We start from the raw sequence: 17,916 nt of genomic DNA on the forward strand, positions 1-17,916 counted from the left end.
GATCCCGGCCGCACCGCCGGCGCCGTCGGCGAGCCGGCCCTGCGCCGGCGCCGCGCCGCCTCCGCCTTCGCCCTCTCGACGGTGCCGCTCGTCGCGCTCCTCGTCTACGGGATCTACGGCTCGCCCGACCTGCCGGCCCGGCCCCAGGCCGATCGCCTGGCCCACGCGAAGGCGGCCGGCAACGATCTCGCCGCGGCGGTGGCGCAGATCGAGGCGCATCTCGCCAAGGCGCCCGAGGACGGCCGCGGCTGGGCGGTGCTCGCCCCGGTCTACCTGCGGGTCGGGCGCGTCGAGGACGCGATCAAGGCCTACGAGAACTCCCTGCGGATCCTCGGCGACGACGCGGGCCGGCTCGCCGATTACGGCGAGGCCCTGGTGGCGGCCGATGACGGCGTCGTCTCCGCCAAGTCCCGCGACGCCTTCGAGCGGGCGCTCCGCCAGGATCCCAGGGCGGTCAAGCCGCAATTCTACCTCGCCCGCGCCGCCGAGCAGGACGGCGACCGCGACAAGGCCCGCACCCGCTACGCGGCGCTCGTCGCCGCCTCCCCGGCCGAAGCGCCCTGGCTGCCGATGGTGCGCGAGAGCCTGGCCCGCCTCGACGGCACCCCGCCGCCTGCAGCCAACCCCGCCGCGGGCGCTGCCCCGGCCACGGCCCCCGCGATGAGCGAGGAGCAGCGCGGCATGGTCCGGGGCATGGTTGAGGGGCTGGCGCAGCGCCTCGCCGAGAAGGGCGGGACGGGCGAGGAATGGGCCCGGCTGGTGCGCTCCTACGGGGTGCTGGGCGAGCGGGCGAAGGCCGAGGAGACGCTGGCCAAGGCCCGCGGCGCGCTCGGGAGCGACCCCGGCAAGCTCGCGCCGGTGGAGGAGGTGGCCCGCGAGATGGGATTGGGTGCGAGGGCGGCCCCTTGACGATCGCCCCCGCCCCGCAGAGGGGAAGATCCGGGGGCGCGGGGCCTTCGGACGGCAGAGGCTCGCGAATCATCCCACGGTGCGCCCCCGCCTTTTTCCCGCCTCGCCAGGCGAGCCGGGCCGATGCACAACACACCAACAGAGCCGGCTCCCCACGCCGGCCCCTCGGGAGACGCCCCTGATGACGACAGCGACCCCCCTCCCCCGCCGCCCGCGTTGAGACCCGCCCCATGACGCGCCGGCGCCGCCGTTCCGTCCTCATCCTCGTCTGCGGCACCGTGCTGGCGGCGGCCCTCGGGCTCGTCCTGACGGCGATGCGCGACACCATCGTGTTCTTCCGCTCCCCCACCGAGGTGGCGAGCCAGAAGGTCGTGCCGGGCACGCGCTTTCGCCTCGGCGGGCTGGTCGAGGCCGGCTCGCTCAAGCGCGAGGCCGACGGGCATGTCGAGTTCGCCGTCACCGATACCGGCTCGACCGTGGCGGTGCGCTACCGCGGCCTGCTGCCCGACCTCTTCCGCGAGGGCCAGGGCGTGGTGACCGAGGGCGTGCTGCAGGCCGACGGGACCTTCCGGGCCGACACGGTGCTGGCCAAGCACGACGAGACCTACATGCCGCGCGAGGTCGCCGACGCCCTCAAGGCGCAAGGCCGCTGGCAGGAGGGCGGCGCGGGCGGCCCCGCGAAGCCCGCGGGCGGCAAGCCCCAGCAGGCGCAAGCCGGCGAGGACCAACCCGGATCGGTCTCGCGCACCGCCGTGAAATAGTCACGCCCCGTGCGGCGGAAGGTCTTGGCGGCTCGGCCCGGGAAGCGGATTAAGGTGATGCCCGCGTTCCGCCGCAGCGGGACGCCGGGTCGCGAGACCCGTCGGCCGATCGTCCGCCGCGCTCGACACCCGCTTACCGAAAGGTCGCCCCGTTGCTGATCGAGGTTGGTCATTACGCCCTCGCCCTCGCGCTCGCCCTGTCGCTGACGCAGATGGTGATGCCGGTCTGGGCGAGCCGCGCCGGCGACCCGGTCCTGCGCAGCATCACGGTGCCGGCCGCGCTCGCCACCTTCGCGTGCATCGCCTTCGCGTTCGGGGCGCTGACCTACGCCCACGTCACCTCGGACTTCTCGGTCCAGAACGTCGTCGAGAACTCGCACTCGATGAAGCCGCTGATCTACAAGATCTCCGGCGTCTGGGGGAACCACGAAGGCTCGATGCTGCTCTGGGTGCTGATCCTGGCGCTGTTCGGCGCCGTGGTGGCGCTCGCCCGCAACTCCGTCCCACCGGTGCTGCGCGCCAACACCCTCGGGGTGCAGGCCGCGATCACCGCGGTGTTCCTGCTGTTCATCCTCGTCACCTCGAACCCCTTCGCCCGGCTCAACCCGGCCCCGATGGAGGGCCGCGACCTCAACCCGCTGCTCCAGGATCCCGGTCTCGCGATCCATCCGCCGCTGCTCTACCTCGGCTATGTCGGCTTCTCGATCACCTTCGCGTTCGCCATCGCGGCGCTGATCGAGGGCCGGATCGACGCCGCCTGGGCGCGCGCGGTGCGGCCCTGGACGCTCGCCGCCTGGTGCTTCCTCACCGTCGGCATCGCCATGGGGTCGTACTGGGCGTACTACGAGCTCGGCTGGGGCGGCTGGTGGTTCTGGGACCCGGTCGAGAACGCCTCGCTGATGCCCTGGCTCGCCGGCACCGCGCTGGTCCACTCCACCGTGGTCATGGAGAAGCGCGACGCCCTGAAGGTCTGGACGGTGCTGCTCGCCATCCTGACCTTCTCGCTGTCGCTGCTCGGCACCTTCCTGGTGCGCTCGGGCGTGCTGACCTCGGTCCACACCTTCGCGACCGATCCCACCCGCGGCACCTTCATCCTCGGTATCCTGGTCCTGTTCATCGGCGGCTCGCTGGCGCTCTACGCCTGGCGGGCGCCCACCTTGCGCCAGGGCGGCCTGTTCGCGCCGATCTCCCGCGAGGGTGCGCTGGTGATGAACAACCTGTTCCTGTCGGCGGCCTGCGCCACGGTGCTGGTCGGCACGCTCTATCCCCTGGCGCTGGAATCGCTGACGGGGGAGAAGATCTCGGTCGGGCCGCCCTTCTTCAACCTGACCTTCGTGCCGCTCGCGGTGCCGCTGCTCCTCGTGGTGCCGTTCGGCCAGACGCTGGCCTGGAAGCGCGGCGACCTCGCGGCGGCGAGCCAGCGGCTGTTCGTCGGCTTCGCGCTCGCCATCGCGGTCACGCTTCTCGCCGTCGCGGTCACCTGGGGCGGGCCGGTCGGCGCGCCGCTGGGCATCGGCCTCGGCGCCTACCTGATCCTCGGCGCCGCCTTCGAGATCGTCACGCGGGCGAGGGCCAAGACGGTGGGCGTGTCGCTGCGCCGCGCCGCCGGCCTGCCGCGCTCGGCCTGGGGCACGGCGCTCGCTCATGCCGGCGTCGGCGTCACGGTGATCGGCATCGCCGCCCAGGCCTGGAGCGTCGAGGCGCTGGCGACCCTGCCGCGCGGCGGGGAGCTCCGCGCCGGCCCCTACGTCGCGGTGCTGGAGGGCGTCCTGCCCCGCACCGGACCGAACTACACCGAGACGGTGGCCCACCTCACCATCCGGGAGGGCGGCGACCCGGTCGGGGTGATCGAGCCGGGCAAGCGCTTCTACGCCTCGCGCAACATGTCGGTGAGCGAGGCGGGCCTGCTCACCCGCGGGGTGAGCCAGGTCTATGCCAGCGTCGGCGAGACCGGCACCGACGGCCGCGTCGGTATCCGCCTCTACTACAAGCCCCTGGTGCTGCTGATCTGGCTCGGCGCCGTGGTGATGGCGCTCGGCGGCGGCCTGTCCCTCACCGACCGGCGCTTCCGCGTCGGCGCCCCGGCCTCGCGGCCGGCGATCCGCGACGCCGCCGGGCCGGTGCCGCCCCATTCGGTTCCGGCGGAGTAGCCGCATGCCCGCCCCTTCCCCGGCCCTGCGCGCCCTTCTGCTCGCCCTCGTGCTCCTCGCGCCGGTCGCGGCCGGTGCGGTCCAGCCCGAGGAGGTGATGAAGGACCCCGCCCTCGAGGCGCGGGCCCGGACGATCTCGGCGGAGCTGCGCTGCCTGGTCTGCCAGAACCAGTCGATCGACGATTCCGACGCGCCGCTCGCCCGCGACCTGCGGCTGATCGTGCGCGAGCGCCTGCGCCAGGGCGACGGCGACGAGGCGGTGCTGAGCTACGTCGTGCAGCGCTACGGCGAGTTCGTGCTGCTGCGCCCGGTGCTGGCCTGGCACACCGCCTTCCTGTGGTTCACCCCGGTCCTGGTGGTCGGCCTCGGCGGCCTCGCCCTGTGGGCCGCCGCCCGCCGGCGCCGGCCGGCCCCGCCGCGGGGGCTCACCGCCGCCGAGGAGGCGGCCGTCGCCGAGTTGGTGCGCCGGGCCGAGTCGCGGTGAGCGGCGGCCTCACCGACATCGCCGGCATCCGCGTCGGCCACGCCGAGGACCCCCGCGCGCAGTCCGGCGTCACCGCGGTCGTGTTCGACGCACCCACCGTGGCGGCGGTCGACATCCGCGGCGGCGGGCCGGGGACGCGGGAGACCGATCTCCTCGATCCCGAGCGCACGGTGCCGGGGGTCGATGCCCTGGTCCTGTCCGGCGGCTCGGTCTTCGGGCTCGATGCGGCCTCGGGCGTCACCGCCTGGCTCGCCGAGACCGGCCGCGGCTTCGCGGTCGGCCCGGCCCGGGTGCCGATCGTGCCGGCGGCGATCCTGTTCGATCTCCTCAACGGCGGCGACAAGGCGTGGGGCCGCTATCCCCCCTACCGCGACCTCGGCTTCGCCGCCGCGGCGAAGGCCGGCACCGGCCCGGTGGCGATGGGCTCGGTCGGGGCCGGGCTCGGCGCCCGGACCGCGAACCTCAAGGGCGGGCTCGGCAGCGCCTCGGCTGCGGTCGAGGGCACGGGCCTGCGCGTCGCGGCGCTGGTTGCCGTCAACGCGCTCGGGCGGGTCACGGTCGGGGACGGGCCGCATTTCTGGGCCGCGCCGTTCGAGATCGGCGCCGAGTTCGGGGGCTTGGGCTCGCCCGCGACCCCGGCGCCCGACGCCTTCGCCTGGCCGGTGAAGCCGATGCCGGGCGCCAACACCACGATCGCGGTGGTTGCCACCGATGCCCGCCTGACCAAGGCCGAGGCCCGCCGCCTCGCCGTGATGGCGCAGGACGGCCTCGCCCGGGCGATCGTGCCGGCCCACACCCCCCTCGACGGTGACCTCGTCTTTTCCGCCGCGACCGGCGCCGTGCCGCTCGCGGATCCGGTCGGGGATCTGGCCCGGCTCGGCGACGCGGCGGCGCGGGTGCTGGCGCGCGCCGTGGCGTTGGGGGTCTACCACGCGCGCGCCCTGCCGGTGGCGGGGGCGCAAGGGGCATGGCGGGATCGGTTCGGGGGGTGAAGGCGCAGCGGTTCCTGCTCGAACCCGCCCCCTCTCCCGGATGACTGGAGCGTCAGCGGAAGGAGATCCGGGATCCAGCAGAGAACTTGCCGCCAAGCGGCTCAGCCTCTGCAACGTTGTAGACGGGCGGACGCTTCGCGACCTTTCGTGCTGGATTCCGGATCTCCTTCCACTTCGTTTCAGTCGTCCGGGAAAGGGCGGCGGATCCTACGGGGTGGTGGGCACCTGCTGCCGGGTGCCCACCCCTCAGAACTGGTACCGCAGCCCCGCTGTCACCCCGTGCGCGACCCCGGCCCGGGTGCCGATCGCCGCCTGGTAATCCACCCGCCAGCCGAGACGCTCGGTGAGGCTGCCCTGGAGGCCGGCGCCGGCGGTGACGAAGTCGGATTGCAGGAAGGGCACCGCCGCGGTCGCGGTGGCGAGCGGGTTCTGGACGCTGGCGAGACGGAAGAGCCCGGCGCTCCGCTGCGGACCGAGCCCGGCATTGTAGGCCACCCGCACCGAGGGGACGATGCCGGACAACCCGTAATAGGCCACCTCGGCGCCGAAGCGGGCGGTGGTCTGGAGCACGGTGAGGCCGCCATACGCGACGTTGTTGCCGGCCGCGCCCTGCTCGGTGAACCCGTCGATCCGGGCCGAGTAGTAGCTCAGGCCCGCGAAGGGCGTCAGCCGGAAGGCGGCGCGGTCGAAGACGAGGCCGGCCTCGCCGTCCAGCGCCAGGGCGGAACCGGAGGTCCGGGCCGCGGCGGTGAGCCCGTAGGCGGCCGGGCGGCGCAGGCCCGAGAAGTCGACGATCGGGGCGCCGCCGACGATGCCCTGCGCATAGAAGCTCGGGCCGTAATAGCCGCCATAGGCCGCGACCGTGAAGGCGCCCTGGTCCTGCCGGAAGCCCTGCTGGTAGGCTCCTTGCGGCCGCGACAGCGAGCCGCCGCCCCCGCCCACCGCGAGGCCGGCCCGCCACGGGCCGGTGAGCGGCAGGTCGAGGCCGGCCGAGCCCTGCGCGACGGTGCGGTCGAGGGAAAGGCCGCCGTTGCGCGGCTGGTCGGCGAACACGACGTCGCCCCCGACCCAGAGCGCCGGGCCGGCGGTGCCCCAGGCGCCCTGGCCGGCCCCCGCCGGCAGGTTGGCCCCGCGGCGCAGGGCCGAGAGATGGTCCTGCACGCCGCGCGTCGCGGAGGCCGCCGCGGTGATCGCGCCGGCCCCCAGGCCCTGCAGCACCGTCGGCGCCGTCTCCTTCATCACCGCGAGCGAGAGCGGGTCGACGTAGGTCGGCAGGGTCAGCCGGTAGGCGAGCAGGATGTTGTCGTTGTTGATGCCGGCGTCATAGGGCTGGCCGTTGATGACGCCCTGGCGGGTCAGGAAGTCGTTGTCGTTGCCGACGAGCAGGAAGTAGTCGTTGGGCGCCCGCTCGCTCAGCACCGGCACGAGGCCCATCGCCTCGATCTTCTCGGGGAGCGTGGTCTGGGTCGCCGGGCCGGTGGTCAGGTTCATCCCGAAGCGGTTGAGCTGCACCGGGTTGAGCAGGTTGACGACCTCGGTCGCCTGCACCGGGGCGAGGCCGGCCCGCAGGGTGCCGTTCGGGGCGATCGGCGTCGTGCCGTCATAGGCGCTGCCGGCGATGTTGGTGGCGCCCGCCGTGTCGACGAGGAGCACGCTCTTGTAGACGATCGGCGTGGTGTTGCCGGTGCCGAGCCCGTTCGAATCCCGCGATAGGACCAGGAACTGGGTGTCGTTGAGCGCCACCATCTCGCTCTGGGCCGCGGTGCGGTTGGGCGCGCCGCCATTGCCGCTCTGCTGATAGACCGGGAGCTGCAGCACGTATTCGCGGCTCGGCGCCGCCGGGGTCGGGGTGCCGGAGATGTCGTAGTAGAGGATGCGGGTATTGGCCCGCTGCTGCTGGTTGGGGCCGGAATCCTGCAGCGTCGCGCTCTGCAGGATGGCGACGAGGCCGCGCCCGTCCGGGGTCAGCGCCAGGGCCTCGAGGCCCTGGTTGTTGCGCCGCCCGGTGTCGGGCGGGTTGAGCGAGTTGAAGTTGAGCTGGCCGTTCGTCACCGGCTGGAGCGCCGCCGGGATGCCGATCAGGCCCTGCAGCTGGCCATTGCGGTTGAAGTAGTAGACGTTCGGGCCGTACTCGTCGCTGACGTAGAACGAGCCGTCGAGGCGGCGCGCCAGGCCCTCGGCGTCGAGGCTGATGCGCCCCGCGCTCGGGCCGGCGGCGGCCGAGGGCAGCACCGCGCCGAGCTGCGCGGTGGTGCCGGCGGCCGGATCGAGGCCGCTGAAGCGCTGGCCCTTGGCGTCGGTGAGCACGATGCCGCCGTCCGGCGTCAGGGTGACCTGGGCTTGCGAGGTCGTGGCCTGCGGCAGGGCCGCGCCCGCATAGGGCGTGAAGCTCAGGGAGAAGCGGTTGAGCCGGCCGGCATAGTCGCTGAACAGGCCGCCGTCGGGGTTGTTGTAGCCGCGGTCGGGCAGCGTGTAGAGCGTGCCCGTGTAGGTGTCGCCGCTGCGCCGCCAGGTCGCGAGGTCGACGGCGAGCGACGAGAACGAGCCGAGGGAATCGCCGAGGAAGTCGCGGGTGTTGGCCGACAGCCGGCCGACGCCCTGCAGGCCCTGGTTGACGATCGTCGTGCCGCCGGCCGCCACCGAGACCGGATCGTCCGTGCGCTGCAGGTTCGGCACCCGCGCCTCGATCGACTGGGCCTGCGCGAGACCCGCGCTCGCGAGGAGGCCGCCCGCCGCCACGGCGGCACGGATGGAGATGGTGGTCACGATTCGCCCCCGAGGCTGACTTTGCGGCAGCGATGCGGCGGGGACGTGACGGTGGCATGACGCGGCGTGGCCCCGCCGAACCGGACGGAACCCGGTGCGGCCTGCCGGCCACGGTCGCGGGGCTGGCCTCGCCTCCCCCGTCGCTCCTCTCCCGCTGCACCCCTCCTGCTCGCCCTCGGCGCCGGGCCGTGGCAGAAGGCGCCCGGCATCAAGCGGAGGCGTCGGAGCGGTGAGCTATCTGGTGGTCTTTCTCGGCGCCGGCCTCGGCGGGGCCCTGCGCCACGGCGTCAACCTGTGGGCGGCGCGGGCGGGGAGCGGCTTCCCGTTCGGCACGATGGTGATCAATGTCGTCGGCTCGATCCTGATGGGCGTGCTCACCGGCTGGTTCGCCGCCCGGGGCGGCGGGCCGCAGGCGCTGCGGCTCTTCCTCACCACCGGGGTGCTCGGCGGCTTCACCACCTTCTCGACCTTCTCGCTCGAGGCCTTCCTGCTGTGGGAGCGGGGTGCCCACGGGGCGGCGCTCGCCTACGTGGCGGTGTCGGTGGCGGCGGGCATCGCCGGCGTGGCGGCGAGCCTCGTGGTGCTGCGCCAGCTCGCCTGAGCCGTGCGCCGGATCACGCCCGGCGAGCCGGCACGGTTGACAAGTCGGGGGGATCGGGGAGGAGTCGAACCTGAAATGAGCGACAACGCCCCCCCTCCCGCGACCGAGGCCGACGCGCTCCCCGCCGGCACGCCCCCCGTCCCGGCGGAGGGCCGCCCGCGCATCGCCATCACCTACTGCACGCAGTGCAACTGGCTCCTGCGGGCCGGCTGGATGGCGCAGGAGCTGCTCTCGACCTTCCGCGACGCGATCGGCGAGGTGGCGCTGATCCCCGGGAGCGGCGGCGCCTTCGCGATCACCTGCGACGACGCCCTGATCTGGGAGCGCAGGCGCGACGGCGGATTTCCCGACATCAAGGCCCTCAAGCAGCGGGTGCGCGACCGGATCGAGCCCGGGCGCGACCTCGGCCATGTCGACCGGGCAAGCCGAGAAGACCCGACAAGCCGACAGGGCCCGACGCCTTGACCCTCCCGCGCCGCCCGCGCGCCACCGTGATGATCCGCCGCCGTCTCAGCGCCCTGCGCCGGGACGGGCTGTCGACGCAGGTCTACCTCGTCGCCCTGGTGGTCGCCCTGGTCGGGCCGGGCCTGCTATTCACCGCCATCCTGCTCGGCCGCTACGCCGCTCTCGATCGGGTCCGCTTCGAGCAGGACGCCCGCGAGAGCGTGCGCGGCATCGCGCTCACCATCGACCGGGACATCGCCGGGCTGGTCTCGGTGCTCCAGACCCTGGCGGCCTCGCCGCGCCTGCGCAAGAGCGGGCTCGACGGCTTCGAGACCCAGGCCCGGGCGGTGCGGGAGACGACGGGGCTCGACCTGTCCCTGCGCCGGCCGGACGGGACGCAGCTCGTCAACACCGCGCTGGCGCCCGGCGCGCCGGTGCCGCAGGCCCCGCACGAGGAGGATGCCGAGGTCCTGGCGACGCGCCGGCCGGTGGTCGGCGGCGTCCGGATGGGCGCCCCCGGGCGGCCGCCGACCTTCGACGTGGCGGTGCCGGTCGTGGTCGACGGGGCGCCGGCCTACGTGCTCAGCGTCACGGTGCCGGTGGAGCGCCTGCACCAGATCCTGGTCCAGGACCTCGCGCCGGGCTGGACCACCGGCATCGTCGACCGCAAGGGCCTGCTGCTCGCCCGCTCCGCGGAGCACGCGACCCTGGCGGGCCAGCCGATGCTGGCCGCCCTGCGCGGCCGCCCGACGGCGGCTTCCGGGATCTGGGAGGGGGTCGACCGGCGCCGGCAGCCGGTGCTCTACGTCGAGACCACCGTCCGGGCGACCGGCTGGATCGTCGGCGCCAGCATCCTGCGCGAGCGGGTCGAGGCGCCCCTGCGCCACTGGATCGTCGCCTTCGGCGGCTTCGGGCTCCTGGCGCTCGCCGCGTCCTCGCTCCTGGCGGTGCGGCTCTGGGCGCGGGTCGCCGGCCCGCTGCGCCAGCTCGCCACCGCGGGCGGGGCGCTCGCCGCCGGCCAGCCGGTGCCCCGGGTCTCGACGCCGATCCGCGAGATCCGCCAGCTCGCCGACGTGCTGGCCGACGCCTCCCAGAGCCTGCGCCGGCGCATCGCCGAGCGCGACGAGGCGCTGGCCGAGCAGAGCCGCAGCCTCGTCGCCCTGCGCGAGAGCGAGGCGCGCTTCCGCCACATGGCGGATTCCGCCCCGGCCATGATCTGGATGACCGATGCCGAGGGCGAGCTCGTCTTCGTCAACATGCACTACGAGTACCTGTTCGGCCGCTCGGTCCAGGCGCTGGCGCAGGGGCGCTGGCGCGAGGTCGTGCATCCGGACGACCTCCTCGGCTTCCAGCAGACCTTCCAGCAGGCCTTCGCGGCGCGCACGCCGTTCCGCCACGCCACCCGGGTGATCGACCGGCACGGGGCGACGCGCTGGATCCTGTGCGAGGGGGTGGCGCGCCTCGACGACCACGGCCGCTTCCTCGGCTATACCGGCTGCAACGTCGACGTCACCGAGGCCAAGGCGGCGGAGCTCGCCCTGCGCGAGGGCGAGGAGCGCCTGCGGCTGGCGCTGGCCGCCGGCCGGCTCGGCACCTGGGAGATCGACCTCGCCTCCGGGCAGCACCGTCTCTCGGCCCGCTCGTCCGAGATCTTCGCGCACGCCCCCCTCTCGCACGAGGGCTGGACCCGCTCGGTCCATCCGGACGACCGGGCCCGGATCGAGACGGCTCTGGCCGACCTGCTGGCGGGCGAGGCCGACTACCGCACCGAGTTCCGGATCCGGCCCGAGGCGGAGGCGCCGCACGGCAACGGCGCCCGCTGGGTCAGCGCCCAGGCGATCGTGCAGCGCGATGCCGGCGGCCGGCCGCGCCGGGTGATCGGCATCCACCAGGAGGTGACCGAGCGCAAGCGCGCCGAGGAGCACCTGCGCCTCCTGGTGCACGAGCTGAACCACCGGGTGAAGAACACGCTCGCCACCGTGCAGTCGATCGCGATGCAGAGCCTGCGCGGCATGAAGGGATCCACCGCCGAGGCGGCGAAGGCCGCCTTCGAGGCCCGGCTGATCGCCCTGGCGCGGGTCCACGACGTGCTCACCCGCGAGAGCTGGGAGGGGGCGGAACTCGCCGAGGTGGTCAAGGACGCGCTGGCGCCCCTCGGGGGCCCGGGCGGCCCGTCCGACGTGAGCGAGGGCCGGCCGCGCTTCTCGGCCGCCGGCCCGGCGGTGCGCCTGCCGCCCCGCATCGCCCTCTCGATCGCCATGGCGCTGCACGAGCTCGCCACCAACGCGGTCAAGTACGGGGCGCTCTCGGTGCCGACGGGCCGGGTCGCCCTGTCGTGGAGCGTCGCCGAGGGGCGGCTCTCCCTGTACTGGCGCGAGAGCGCAGGACCGCCGGTCGTGCCCCCGACCCGCACCGGCTTCGGCTCGCGCCTGATCGAGCGCAGCCTCGCGCGCGAGCTCGACGGCACGGTGAGCCTCGGCTTCCCGCCCGAGGGCGTGACCTGTACCATCGTGGCGCCCCTGGCCGACCCGGCGCCGCCGCTGGCGCCGCCCGGCGGTCCGAGCGAGGCGCCGCAAGAGGACGACGCCCGCCGCGGGAGCGGGGCGGCGATGCCCCGTCCCGGCGCCGGGCCCGGTCCTGAAGGCGCTCGGTTGCGGCGGGAGCGAGTGTAGGTCGGCCGGTCGATTGCGGCCGGCACCGGCCTCCCCATATCGCACGGTGAGCCGAGGGCCCGTCCCGCGCCCTGTCCCGGACGAGCCCCGCCGATGACGCCAGACGCCCCCCTTCCCGCCTCGCCGGCCCGCACGCGTCCGGCGCGGATCGGCCCCCGGGCCGGGATGACCTTCGTGGGCGCGGTGCTGCTGCTGCTCGTCGGTTCGGCGAACGGCCTCCTGCTCGCCTGGCAGAGCAGCGTGCAGCACCGCATCACCCACACCCTGTCGATCGACCGCGCCCTGATGCAGGTGCTGGCCGACCTCCTCGACAGCGAGACCGGGCAGCGCGGCTACCTGCTGACCGGAGACGCCGCCTTCCTGGTCCCCTACACCCAGGGCCTCGGCCGGGTGGCCGCCGAGATGCCGCGCCTCGCGGCGGAGCTGCGCGGCAACGGCGAGCAGGAGGCCCGGCTCGCCGCCCTGCGCCCCGCCATCGACCGCAAGTTCGCCGAGCTCGACCGCACGATCGCCCTCGACCGCGCGGGCGACCGCACCGGCGCCCTCGCCCTGGTGCGGGCCGGCGAGGGCAAGGCGGAGATGGACGAGATCCGCCGGATCGTCGAGACGATGCGCAGCCGCGAGGACGAGCTGCTGATCGGCTACCAGCAGCACGCCCACCAGATCGAGACCTGGGTCGGCCTCGGCAGCGTCGTGTCGGTCGGCATCATGGCGCTCTTGGCGGTGCTGGCTCTGCGTGAGGCGGCCCGGCGGGCGGCCCTGTCGCGCTTCCTGCCGGCGGAGCTGGCGCCGCTCCTGGAGCGCGGCGGCAGCCTCGATCAGGGCGGAGGCCTGCGCCTCGGCGAGCGGCGGCACGCGGCGATCGCCTTCGTCGACATGCGCGGTTCGACCACCATCGCGGAGCGGGCCGATCCCGAGACGGTGGCGGTCCTGATCACGGGCTTTCGCCGCTGCGTCGCCCAGGCGGCCCGGGAGACCGGCGGCCTGATCGACAAGTTCATGGGCGACGGGGCCCTGGTGGTGTTCGGGGTGCCGGAGGTCCGGGCCGACGCCGCGGCGGGCGCCCTCGCCTTCGCGGGGCGGCTCGAGGCGCTGGTCGAGGCCTGGAACGCCGCCTCTGCGCACGATCCGGTGCGGATCGGCATCGGGGTGCATTGCGGCGAGGTGTTCGTCGGCGTGGTCGGCGACGACGACCGGCTCGAGTTCACCGTGCTGGGCGATGCGGTCAACGTCGCGGCCCGGCTCGAGCAGGCGACCAAGACCTTCGGAACGACCACCCTCGTGTCGCAGGCCGCCCTCGACGCCGCGCGGGCGAGCGACGCCTCCGGGGGCGAGACTTGGTGCGAGACCTGGCGCGAGGTCAGCCGGACCGCGCTGCGGGGCCGCAGCGAGGCCTTCCCGATCTACGGTCGCGCCGCGTGAGCGCCGGGACGACGGCCCGCGGAGGAAAACCGGTTCGGGACGGGTAGCGGTCCCGGTCGGCCTCTGCTATCGCAGCCGCCCCGGACGGGTCGGCTCGAAGACGATCCGGCGGTGGAAGGCGCACCAGCTCTTTCCGTCCTGCACCGGCGCGCCGCAACAGACCGCACGGTCGTTGGGTTCGCCGATGATGAATTTGCACACGAAGGCGCCCGACTGGGCGAAGGGAACCCGGAGGCTCGGGGAGGGCTCCTCGACGGCGTCTGCGGTCACGATATGCGACATGCGCACGAGCTGGTTCATCGGGTACTGACTCGCTGGCCTTCCGTCACCCTCGACCAGAAGGGCATCGGGCCGGTTCGTTGGAGGCGACGGACCCGCGCGAAAAAGCAGCGCCGGACTCGTCGCCCATGGGACCCGCGCCTCCATGACCCGTGCGCACACGCATCGCAGCGGCAGCGGTGATCTGTCGAATTTGGGGTTGCGTTTTGCAGAACGCAAGCCCCTTAGGCATTTACACATGGTTTTCACACGCCCGGCCGCCTCCGCGGCTGTCCGCGGCGGCGCGGTTCCCGTCATCGACTTGCCATTCGGGCGCCCTATTCCTTGACGGGCAGCCCCGCCGGAGCGAGTCCACCATGTCCGACGCCGCCCTCGCCCGACGCCCTGCCGGCGCGGCGCCCGGTCCCGCCCGCACGGGGCCGCGCCTCGACCATCGCCTCCACCCGGCCGCCACGATCGGGTTCATGGCGGTGCTGGCCGCGGGCCTGGCCTATGCCGGCTACAACCTCGTCGCCGACATGCGGCAGGCCGGGCAGCCGCCGCTCGCCGTCGGGGCCTTCGCGCTGCTCGGCCTCGCCCTCCTGATCGCGCTCGCCTTCGAGTTCGTGAACGGCTTCCACGACACCGCCAACGCGGTGGCGACCGTGATCTACACCCACTCGATGCCGCCGCTGACGGCGGTGATCTGGTCGGGGACGTTCAACTTCCTCGGCGTGATGGCCTCGACCGGGGCGGTGGCCTACAGCGTCGTGACGCTGCTGCCGGTGGAGCTGATCCTCCAGGTCGGCTCGGGCGCCGGCTACGCGATGATCTTCGCGCTGCTGCTCGCCGCGATCGTGTGGAACCTCGGCACCTGGGCGCTCGGCCTGCCGAACTCGTCCTCGCACGCGCTGATCGGCTCGGTGATCGGCGTCGGCCTCGCCAACCAGCTGATGGCGCCGGGCCACGCCGCCTCCGGCGTCGCCTGGGGCCAGGCGCTCGGCGTGCTCGAATCGCTCCTGTTCAGCCCCCTCGTCGGCTTCGTCTGCGCGGCCGGGCTGCTCGTCCTGCTCAAGCGCGTGGTGCGCCGGCCCGAGCTCTACCGGGCGCCGGAGGGCGACGCGCCGCCCCCGCCCTGGATCCGCGGCCTCCTGATCCTGACCTGCACCGGCGTGTCCTTCGCCCATGGCGGCAACGACGGCCAGAAGGGCATGGGGCTGATCATGCTGATCCTGATCGGCGCCGCCCCCACCGCCTACGCACTCAACCGCACCATGCCGGATTCGAGCACGCCGGCCTTCGTGCAGGGCTCGCAAGGCGCGAGCCGGGTGTTTCGCGCCCATGCCGGCGGGGCGGCGGTGCCCGACGCGGCCGGCGCCCGGGCCAAGGTCGGCGAGGCGCTCAAGGCCGAGGCGCCGCCCAAGGCGCTCGCCGCACCCGAGGTCCAGGCGGCGCTCGCCGGCCTCTCCGACGACATCGCCGCCCAGGTCCAGGGCTACGGCGCCATCCGGCACGTCCCGGCGGAGGCGACCCAGAACCTGCGCGCCGACATGTACCTCGCGGGCGACGCGGTGCGCCTGCTCACCGGCGAGCACTCGTCCTACGCCGACGACGAGAAGCGGACGCTCCAGGACTACCGCCGCACCCTCGACGACGGCACCCGCTACATCCCGACCTGGGTGAAGGTGGTGGTCGCCCTGGCGCTCGGCCTCGGCACGATGGTGGGCTGGAAGCGGATCGTCGTCACGGTCGGCGAGCGCATCGGCAAGCAGCACCTCACCTACGCGCAGGGCGCGTCCGCCGAGGCGGTGGCCGCCGGCACGATCGGGCTCGCCGAGGCCTACGGCCTGCCGGTCTCGACCACCCACATCCTGTCGAGCGGCGTCGCCGGCACGATGTGGGCCAACGGCACCGGCCTGCAGATGGCCACCGTGCGCAACCTGGCGCTGGCCTGGATCCTGACCCTGCCGGCGGCGATCACCCTGGCGGGCGGGCTGTACTGGGCGCTGCGGCACGTCTTCTGACGCCCGCTCCGGAGGGGCGGGCTGGCAACCCGCCCCGCGGCGGTGTAACCGCCCCGGGCGGGCGCGTGTCCGGCCCGCGCCAGGGACCCGGCATGCGCTTCCTCGTGACAGGCACGGCCGGCTTCATCGGCTTCCACCTCGCCCACCGCCTGCTGCAGGCCGGCCACGAGGTCGTGGGGGTCGACGGGCTGACCGACTACTACGACGTCGCCCTGAAGCGGGCCCGGCTGGCCCGGCTCGCGGCCCTGCCGGGCTTCTCGTCGCACGAATTCCTGCTGGAGCAGCCCGGCGCCTTCATGACCCTGATGGGCGAGGCGCGGCCGGACGTGGTGGTGCACCTCGCGGCGCAGGCCGGGGTGCGCTACAGCCTGGAGCACCCGGAGGCCTACGTCGCCGGCAACGTGGTGGGCACCTTCCAGGTGCTGGAGGGCTGCCGGGCGCATCCGGTGCGCCACCTCCTCTTCGCCTCGACCTCCTCGGCCTATGGCGGCAACCCGACGGTGCCGTTCCGCGAGACCGACCGGGCGGTGTGGCCGCTGACCATCTACGCCGCCTCGAAGCTCGCCGGCGAGGCGATGGCGCATTCCTACGCCCACCTGTGGAAGATCCCCACCACCGCGTTCCGGTTCTTCACCGTCTACGGGCCGTGGGGCCGGCCCGACATGGCGCTGTTCCTGTTCACCCGGAAGATCCTGGCCGGCGAGCCGATCGAGGTCTACGACCACGGCCGCGCCGTGCGGGACTTCACCTATATCGACGACCTCGTCGAGAGCATCAGTCGGTTGATCGACCGGCCCCCTCCCCCGCCGGGCTCCGCCCCGGTCTCGGCCGCCGACACCCTGAGCCCGGTCGCGCCGTTCCGGATGGTCAATATCGGCGGCGGCCGGCCGGTGAGCGTCGCGGCGATGCTCGACGCCCTGGAGGCGTCCCTCGGCGTGCGGGCGGTCCGCCACCTGCGCGACCTGCCGCCCGGCGACGTCGAGCGCACCGAGGCCAGCCCCGATCTCCTGCGCGACCTCGTCGGCTACGTGCCCTCGACCCCCCTCGAAACCGGCATCCCGGCCTTCGTCGCCTGGTACCGCGCGCAGTACGGCATCGACCGCTAGGGGAACGCCGCGACACTCGACGGCTTGTCACGGCGCCCGCGACAGTGCTCAATCCCCCCATGCCCCGCAGCCTCGACCCCGAGACCGTGCCCGCCCCCGAGGCGGCGCCGCGCCAGACCCGGCGCTACGCCCAGAAGCGCGACGCGATCCTCCACGCCGCCGCCGCACTGATCAACGAGGCCGGGGTGAAGGGCACGACGCTCGCCGACGTCGCCCGCAGCGTCGGGCTGATGACGAACAGCGTGACCTACTATTACCGCCGCAAGGAGGACCTGGCGGCGGCCTGCTTCCTGCACACGATCGGGGTGCTCGACGGGCTGGTGGCGCAGGCCGAGGCGGCGCCCGGCGGGCCCGCGCGGCTCGCCCGCCTGCTCGACCTCGCGGTGGCCCACCGCGCCGCCATGGCGGTCGGCGAGGAGCCGGACATCGCGGTCCTCAACGACGTGCGGGCGCTCCCCGCCCTCCAGGCCGAGAGCGTGTTCTCCGCCTACAACGCGCTCTTTCGCCGCCTGCGCGGGCTGTTCGACGACGACGGGCTCGACCGGGCCGACCGCAACGCCCGCACCCACCTGCTGCTCTCGGTGCTGCACTCGACCCGGCTGTGGATCCACCGCTACGAGCCGCGGGACTACGCCCGGGCCGGCGCCCGGATGGCCGACCTCCTCACCCGCGGCCTCGCCGGCCCGGCCTCGGAGTGGCGCCCCGCTCTGCTGCCCGAGCCCGAGCCGCCGGAGGAGAGCGAGGTCTCGCCCGAGGCCTTCCTGCGCGCGGCCACCATCCTCATCAACCAGCAGGGCTATCGCGGCGCCTCGGTCGAAAAGATCTCCGGGCTCCTCAAGGTCACCAAGGGCTCTTTCTACCACCACAACGACAACAAGGACGACCTCGTCGCCAACTGCTTCTCGCGCAGCTTCGCCCAGATCCGGGCGGTGCAGGACGCGGCCGACGCGAAGGGCGGCAACGGCTGGGACCGGATCTGCACCGCGTCCGCCACGCTGGTGCGCAGCCAGCTTGGTCCCGGCGGGCCGCTCCTGCGCGTCACCGCCTTCAGCGCCCTGCCGGAAGCCCTGCGCACCGAGACCCGGCGCACCATGAACCGCCTGACCGAGCGCTTCGGCTTCTGCCTCGTCGACGGCATGGCCGACGGCTCGGTGCGCCCGCTCGATGCCGGCATCGCCGCGCAGCTCGTGTCGAGCATGGTCAACGCGGCGGCCGAGCTGCCGGCCTGGGTACCCGGGGTGACGCCGGAGAATGCGGCCGACCTCTACGCGCGGCCGTTGTTCCTGGGGCTGTTCGCGCCGGCGGCGCGGTAGGAGCCGAACGGCGC

14 protein-coding genes are annotated in these 17,916 nt (G+C 74.0%); 12 read left to right on the top strand and 2 right to left on the bottom strand.

Features of this window, described 5'->3' with window-relative positions; genetic code table 11:
* From HPY23_RS19565 to HPY23_RS19585, 5 genes are all read left to right on the top strand, one after another.
* The coding region (locus tag HPY23_RS19565) for a tetratricopeptide repeat protein (protein WP_200649665.1) at positions 1-909 on the top strand (909 nt) is incomplete at its 5' end.
* Between the two features lie 230 nt (positions 910-1,139).
* The gene (ccmE, locus tag HPY23_RS19570) at positions 1,140-1,670 is read left to right on the top strand and encodes a cytochrome c maturation protein CcmE (RefSeq protein WP_091881357.1); all 531 of its coding nucleotides are present in this window, start codon (positions 1,140-1,142) and stop codon (positions 1,668-1,670) included.
* 152 nt (positions 1,671-1,822) lie between these two features.
* Entirely contained in the window at positions 1,823-3,820 is a 1,998-nt protein-coding gene (locus tag HPY23_RS19575; protein WP_091881359.1) for a heme lyase CcmF/NrfE family subunit, read from the top strand.
* Positions 3,821-3,824: 4 nt separating this feature from the next.
* Positions 3,825-4,304, top strand: a complete 480-nt coding sequence (locus tag HPY23_RS19580; protein ID WP_091881362.1) for a cytochrome c-type biogenesis protein — start codon at positions 3,825-3,827, stop codon at positions 4,302-4,304.
* Positions 4,301-5,296, top strand: coding sequence for a P1 family peptidase (locus tag HPY23_RS19585; RefSeq protein ID WP_091881365.1), 996 nt, complete (start codon positions 4,301-4,303; stop codon positions 5,294-5,296). Before HPY23_RS19580 ends, HPY23_RS19585 begins: the two co-directional genes overlap by 4 nt.
* A 246-nt stretch (positions 5,297-5,542) precedes the next feature.
* Here HPY23_RS19585 and HPY23_RS19590 read toward each other — a convergent pair whose 3' ends face one another.
* Positions 5,543-8,062, bottom strand: a complete 2,520-nt coding sequence (locus HPY23_RS19590) for an esterase-like activity of phytase family protein (protein WP_244537475.1) — start codon at positions 8,060-8,062, stop codon at positions 5,543-5,545.
* A 229-nt stretch (positions 8,063-8,291) separates the two neighbouring features.
* Between HPY23_RS19590 and crcB the strand changes: the two genes are divergently transcribed.
* The 4 genes from crcB to HPY23_RS19610 all read left to right on the top strand — a co-directional run bounded on the left by crcB (position 8,292) and on the right by HPY23_RS19610 (position 13,201).
* Complete coding sequence (gene crcB / locus HPY23_RS19595) at positions 8,292-8,663, top strand: fluoride efflux transporter CrcB (RefSeq protein ID WP_060846850.1); 372 nt, start codon at positions 8,292-8,294, stop codon at positions 8,661-8,663.
* 75 nt (positions 8,664-8,738) lie between these two features.
* On the top strand, positions 8,739-9,128 hold the full coding sequence (locus tag HPY23_RS19600) for an Rdx family protein (RefSeq protein WP_082742477.1): 390 nt from the start codon (positions 8,739-8,741) through the stop codon (positions 9,126-9,128).
* Entirely contained in the window at positions 9,125-11,779 is a 2,655-nt protein-coding gene (locus HPY23_RS19605; RefSeq protein WP_236012707.1) for a sensor histidine kinase, read from the top strand. Before HPY23_RS19600 ends, HPY23_RS19605 begins: the two co-directional genes overlap by 4 nt.
* 93 nt (positions 11,780-11,872) lie before the next feature.
* Positions 11,873-13,201, top strand: a complete 1,329-nt coding sequence (locus HPY23_RS19610; protein ID WP_060846851.1) for a CHASE3 domain-containing protein — start codon at positions 11,873-11,875, stop codon at positions 13,199-13,201.
* A gap of 66 nt (positions 13,202-13,267) precedes the next feature.
* On the opposite strand, the gene HPY23_RS19615 is transcribed toward HPY23_RS19610, so the two are convergent.
* Complete coding sequence (locus HPY23_RS19615) at positions 13,268-13,501, bottom strand: GcrA family cell cycle regulator (protein WP_048430796.1); 234 nt, start codon at positions 13,499-13,501, stop codon at positions 13,268-13,270.
* Between the two features lie 335 nt (positions 13,502-13,836).
* On the opposite strand from HPY23_RS19615, the gene HPY23_RS19620 reads away from it, so the two are divergent.
* The 3 genes from HPY23_RS19620 (at position 13,837) to HPY23_RS19630 (ending at position 17,902) form a co-directional block, all read left to right on the top strand.
* Positions 13,837-15,483 carry an inorganic phosphate transporter gene (locus HPY23_RS19620; protein WP_060846852.1) on the top strand — a complete coding sequence of 549 codons (1,647 nt, stop codon included), beginning with the start codon at positions 13,837-13,839 and terminating at the stop codon, positions 15,481-15,483.
* A 92-nt stretch (positions 15,484-15,575) separates the two neighbouring features.
* Complete coding sequence (locus HPY23_RS19625) at positions 15,576-16,589, top strand: NAD-dependent epimerase/dehydratase family protein (RefSeq protein ID WP_091881371.1); 1,014 nt, start codon at positions 15,576-15,578, stop codon at positions 16,587-16,589.
* Between the two features lie 59 nt (positions 16,590-16,648).
* Complete coding sequence (locus HPY23_RS19630; RefSeq protein ID WP_091881373.1) at positions 16,649-17,902, top strand: TetR/AcrR family transcriptional regulator; 1,254 nt, start codon at positions 16,649-16,651, stop codon at positions 17,900-17,902.
* Positions 17,903-17,916 lie beyond the last annotated feature (14 nt).

Origin of the sequence: Methylobacterium ajmalii (genome assembly GCF_016613415.1) — a bacterium.
Classification (GTDB): domain Bacteria; phylum Pseudomonadota; class Alphaproteobacteria; order Rhizobiales; family Beijerinckiaceae; genus Methylobacterium; species Methylobacterium ajmalii.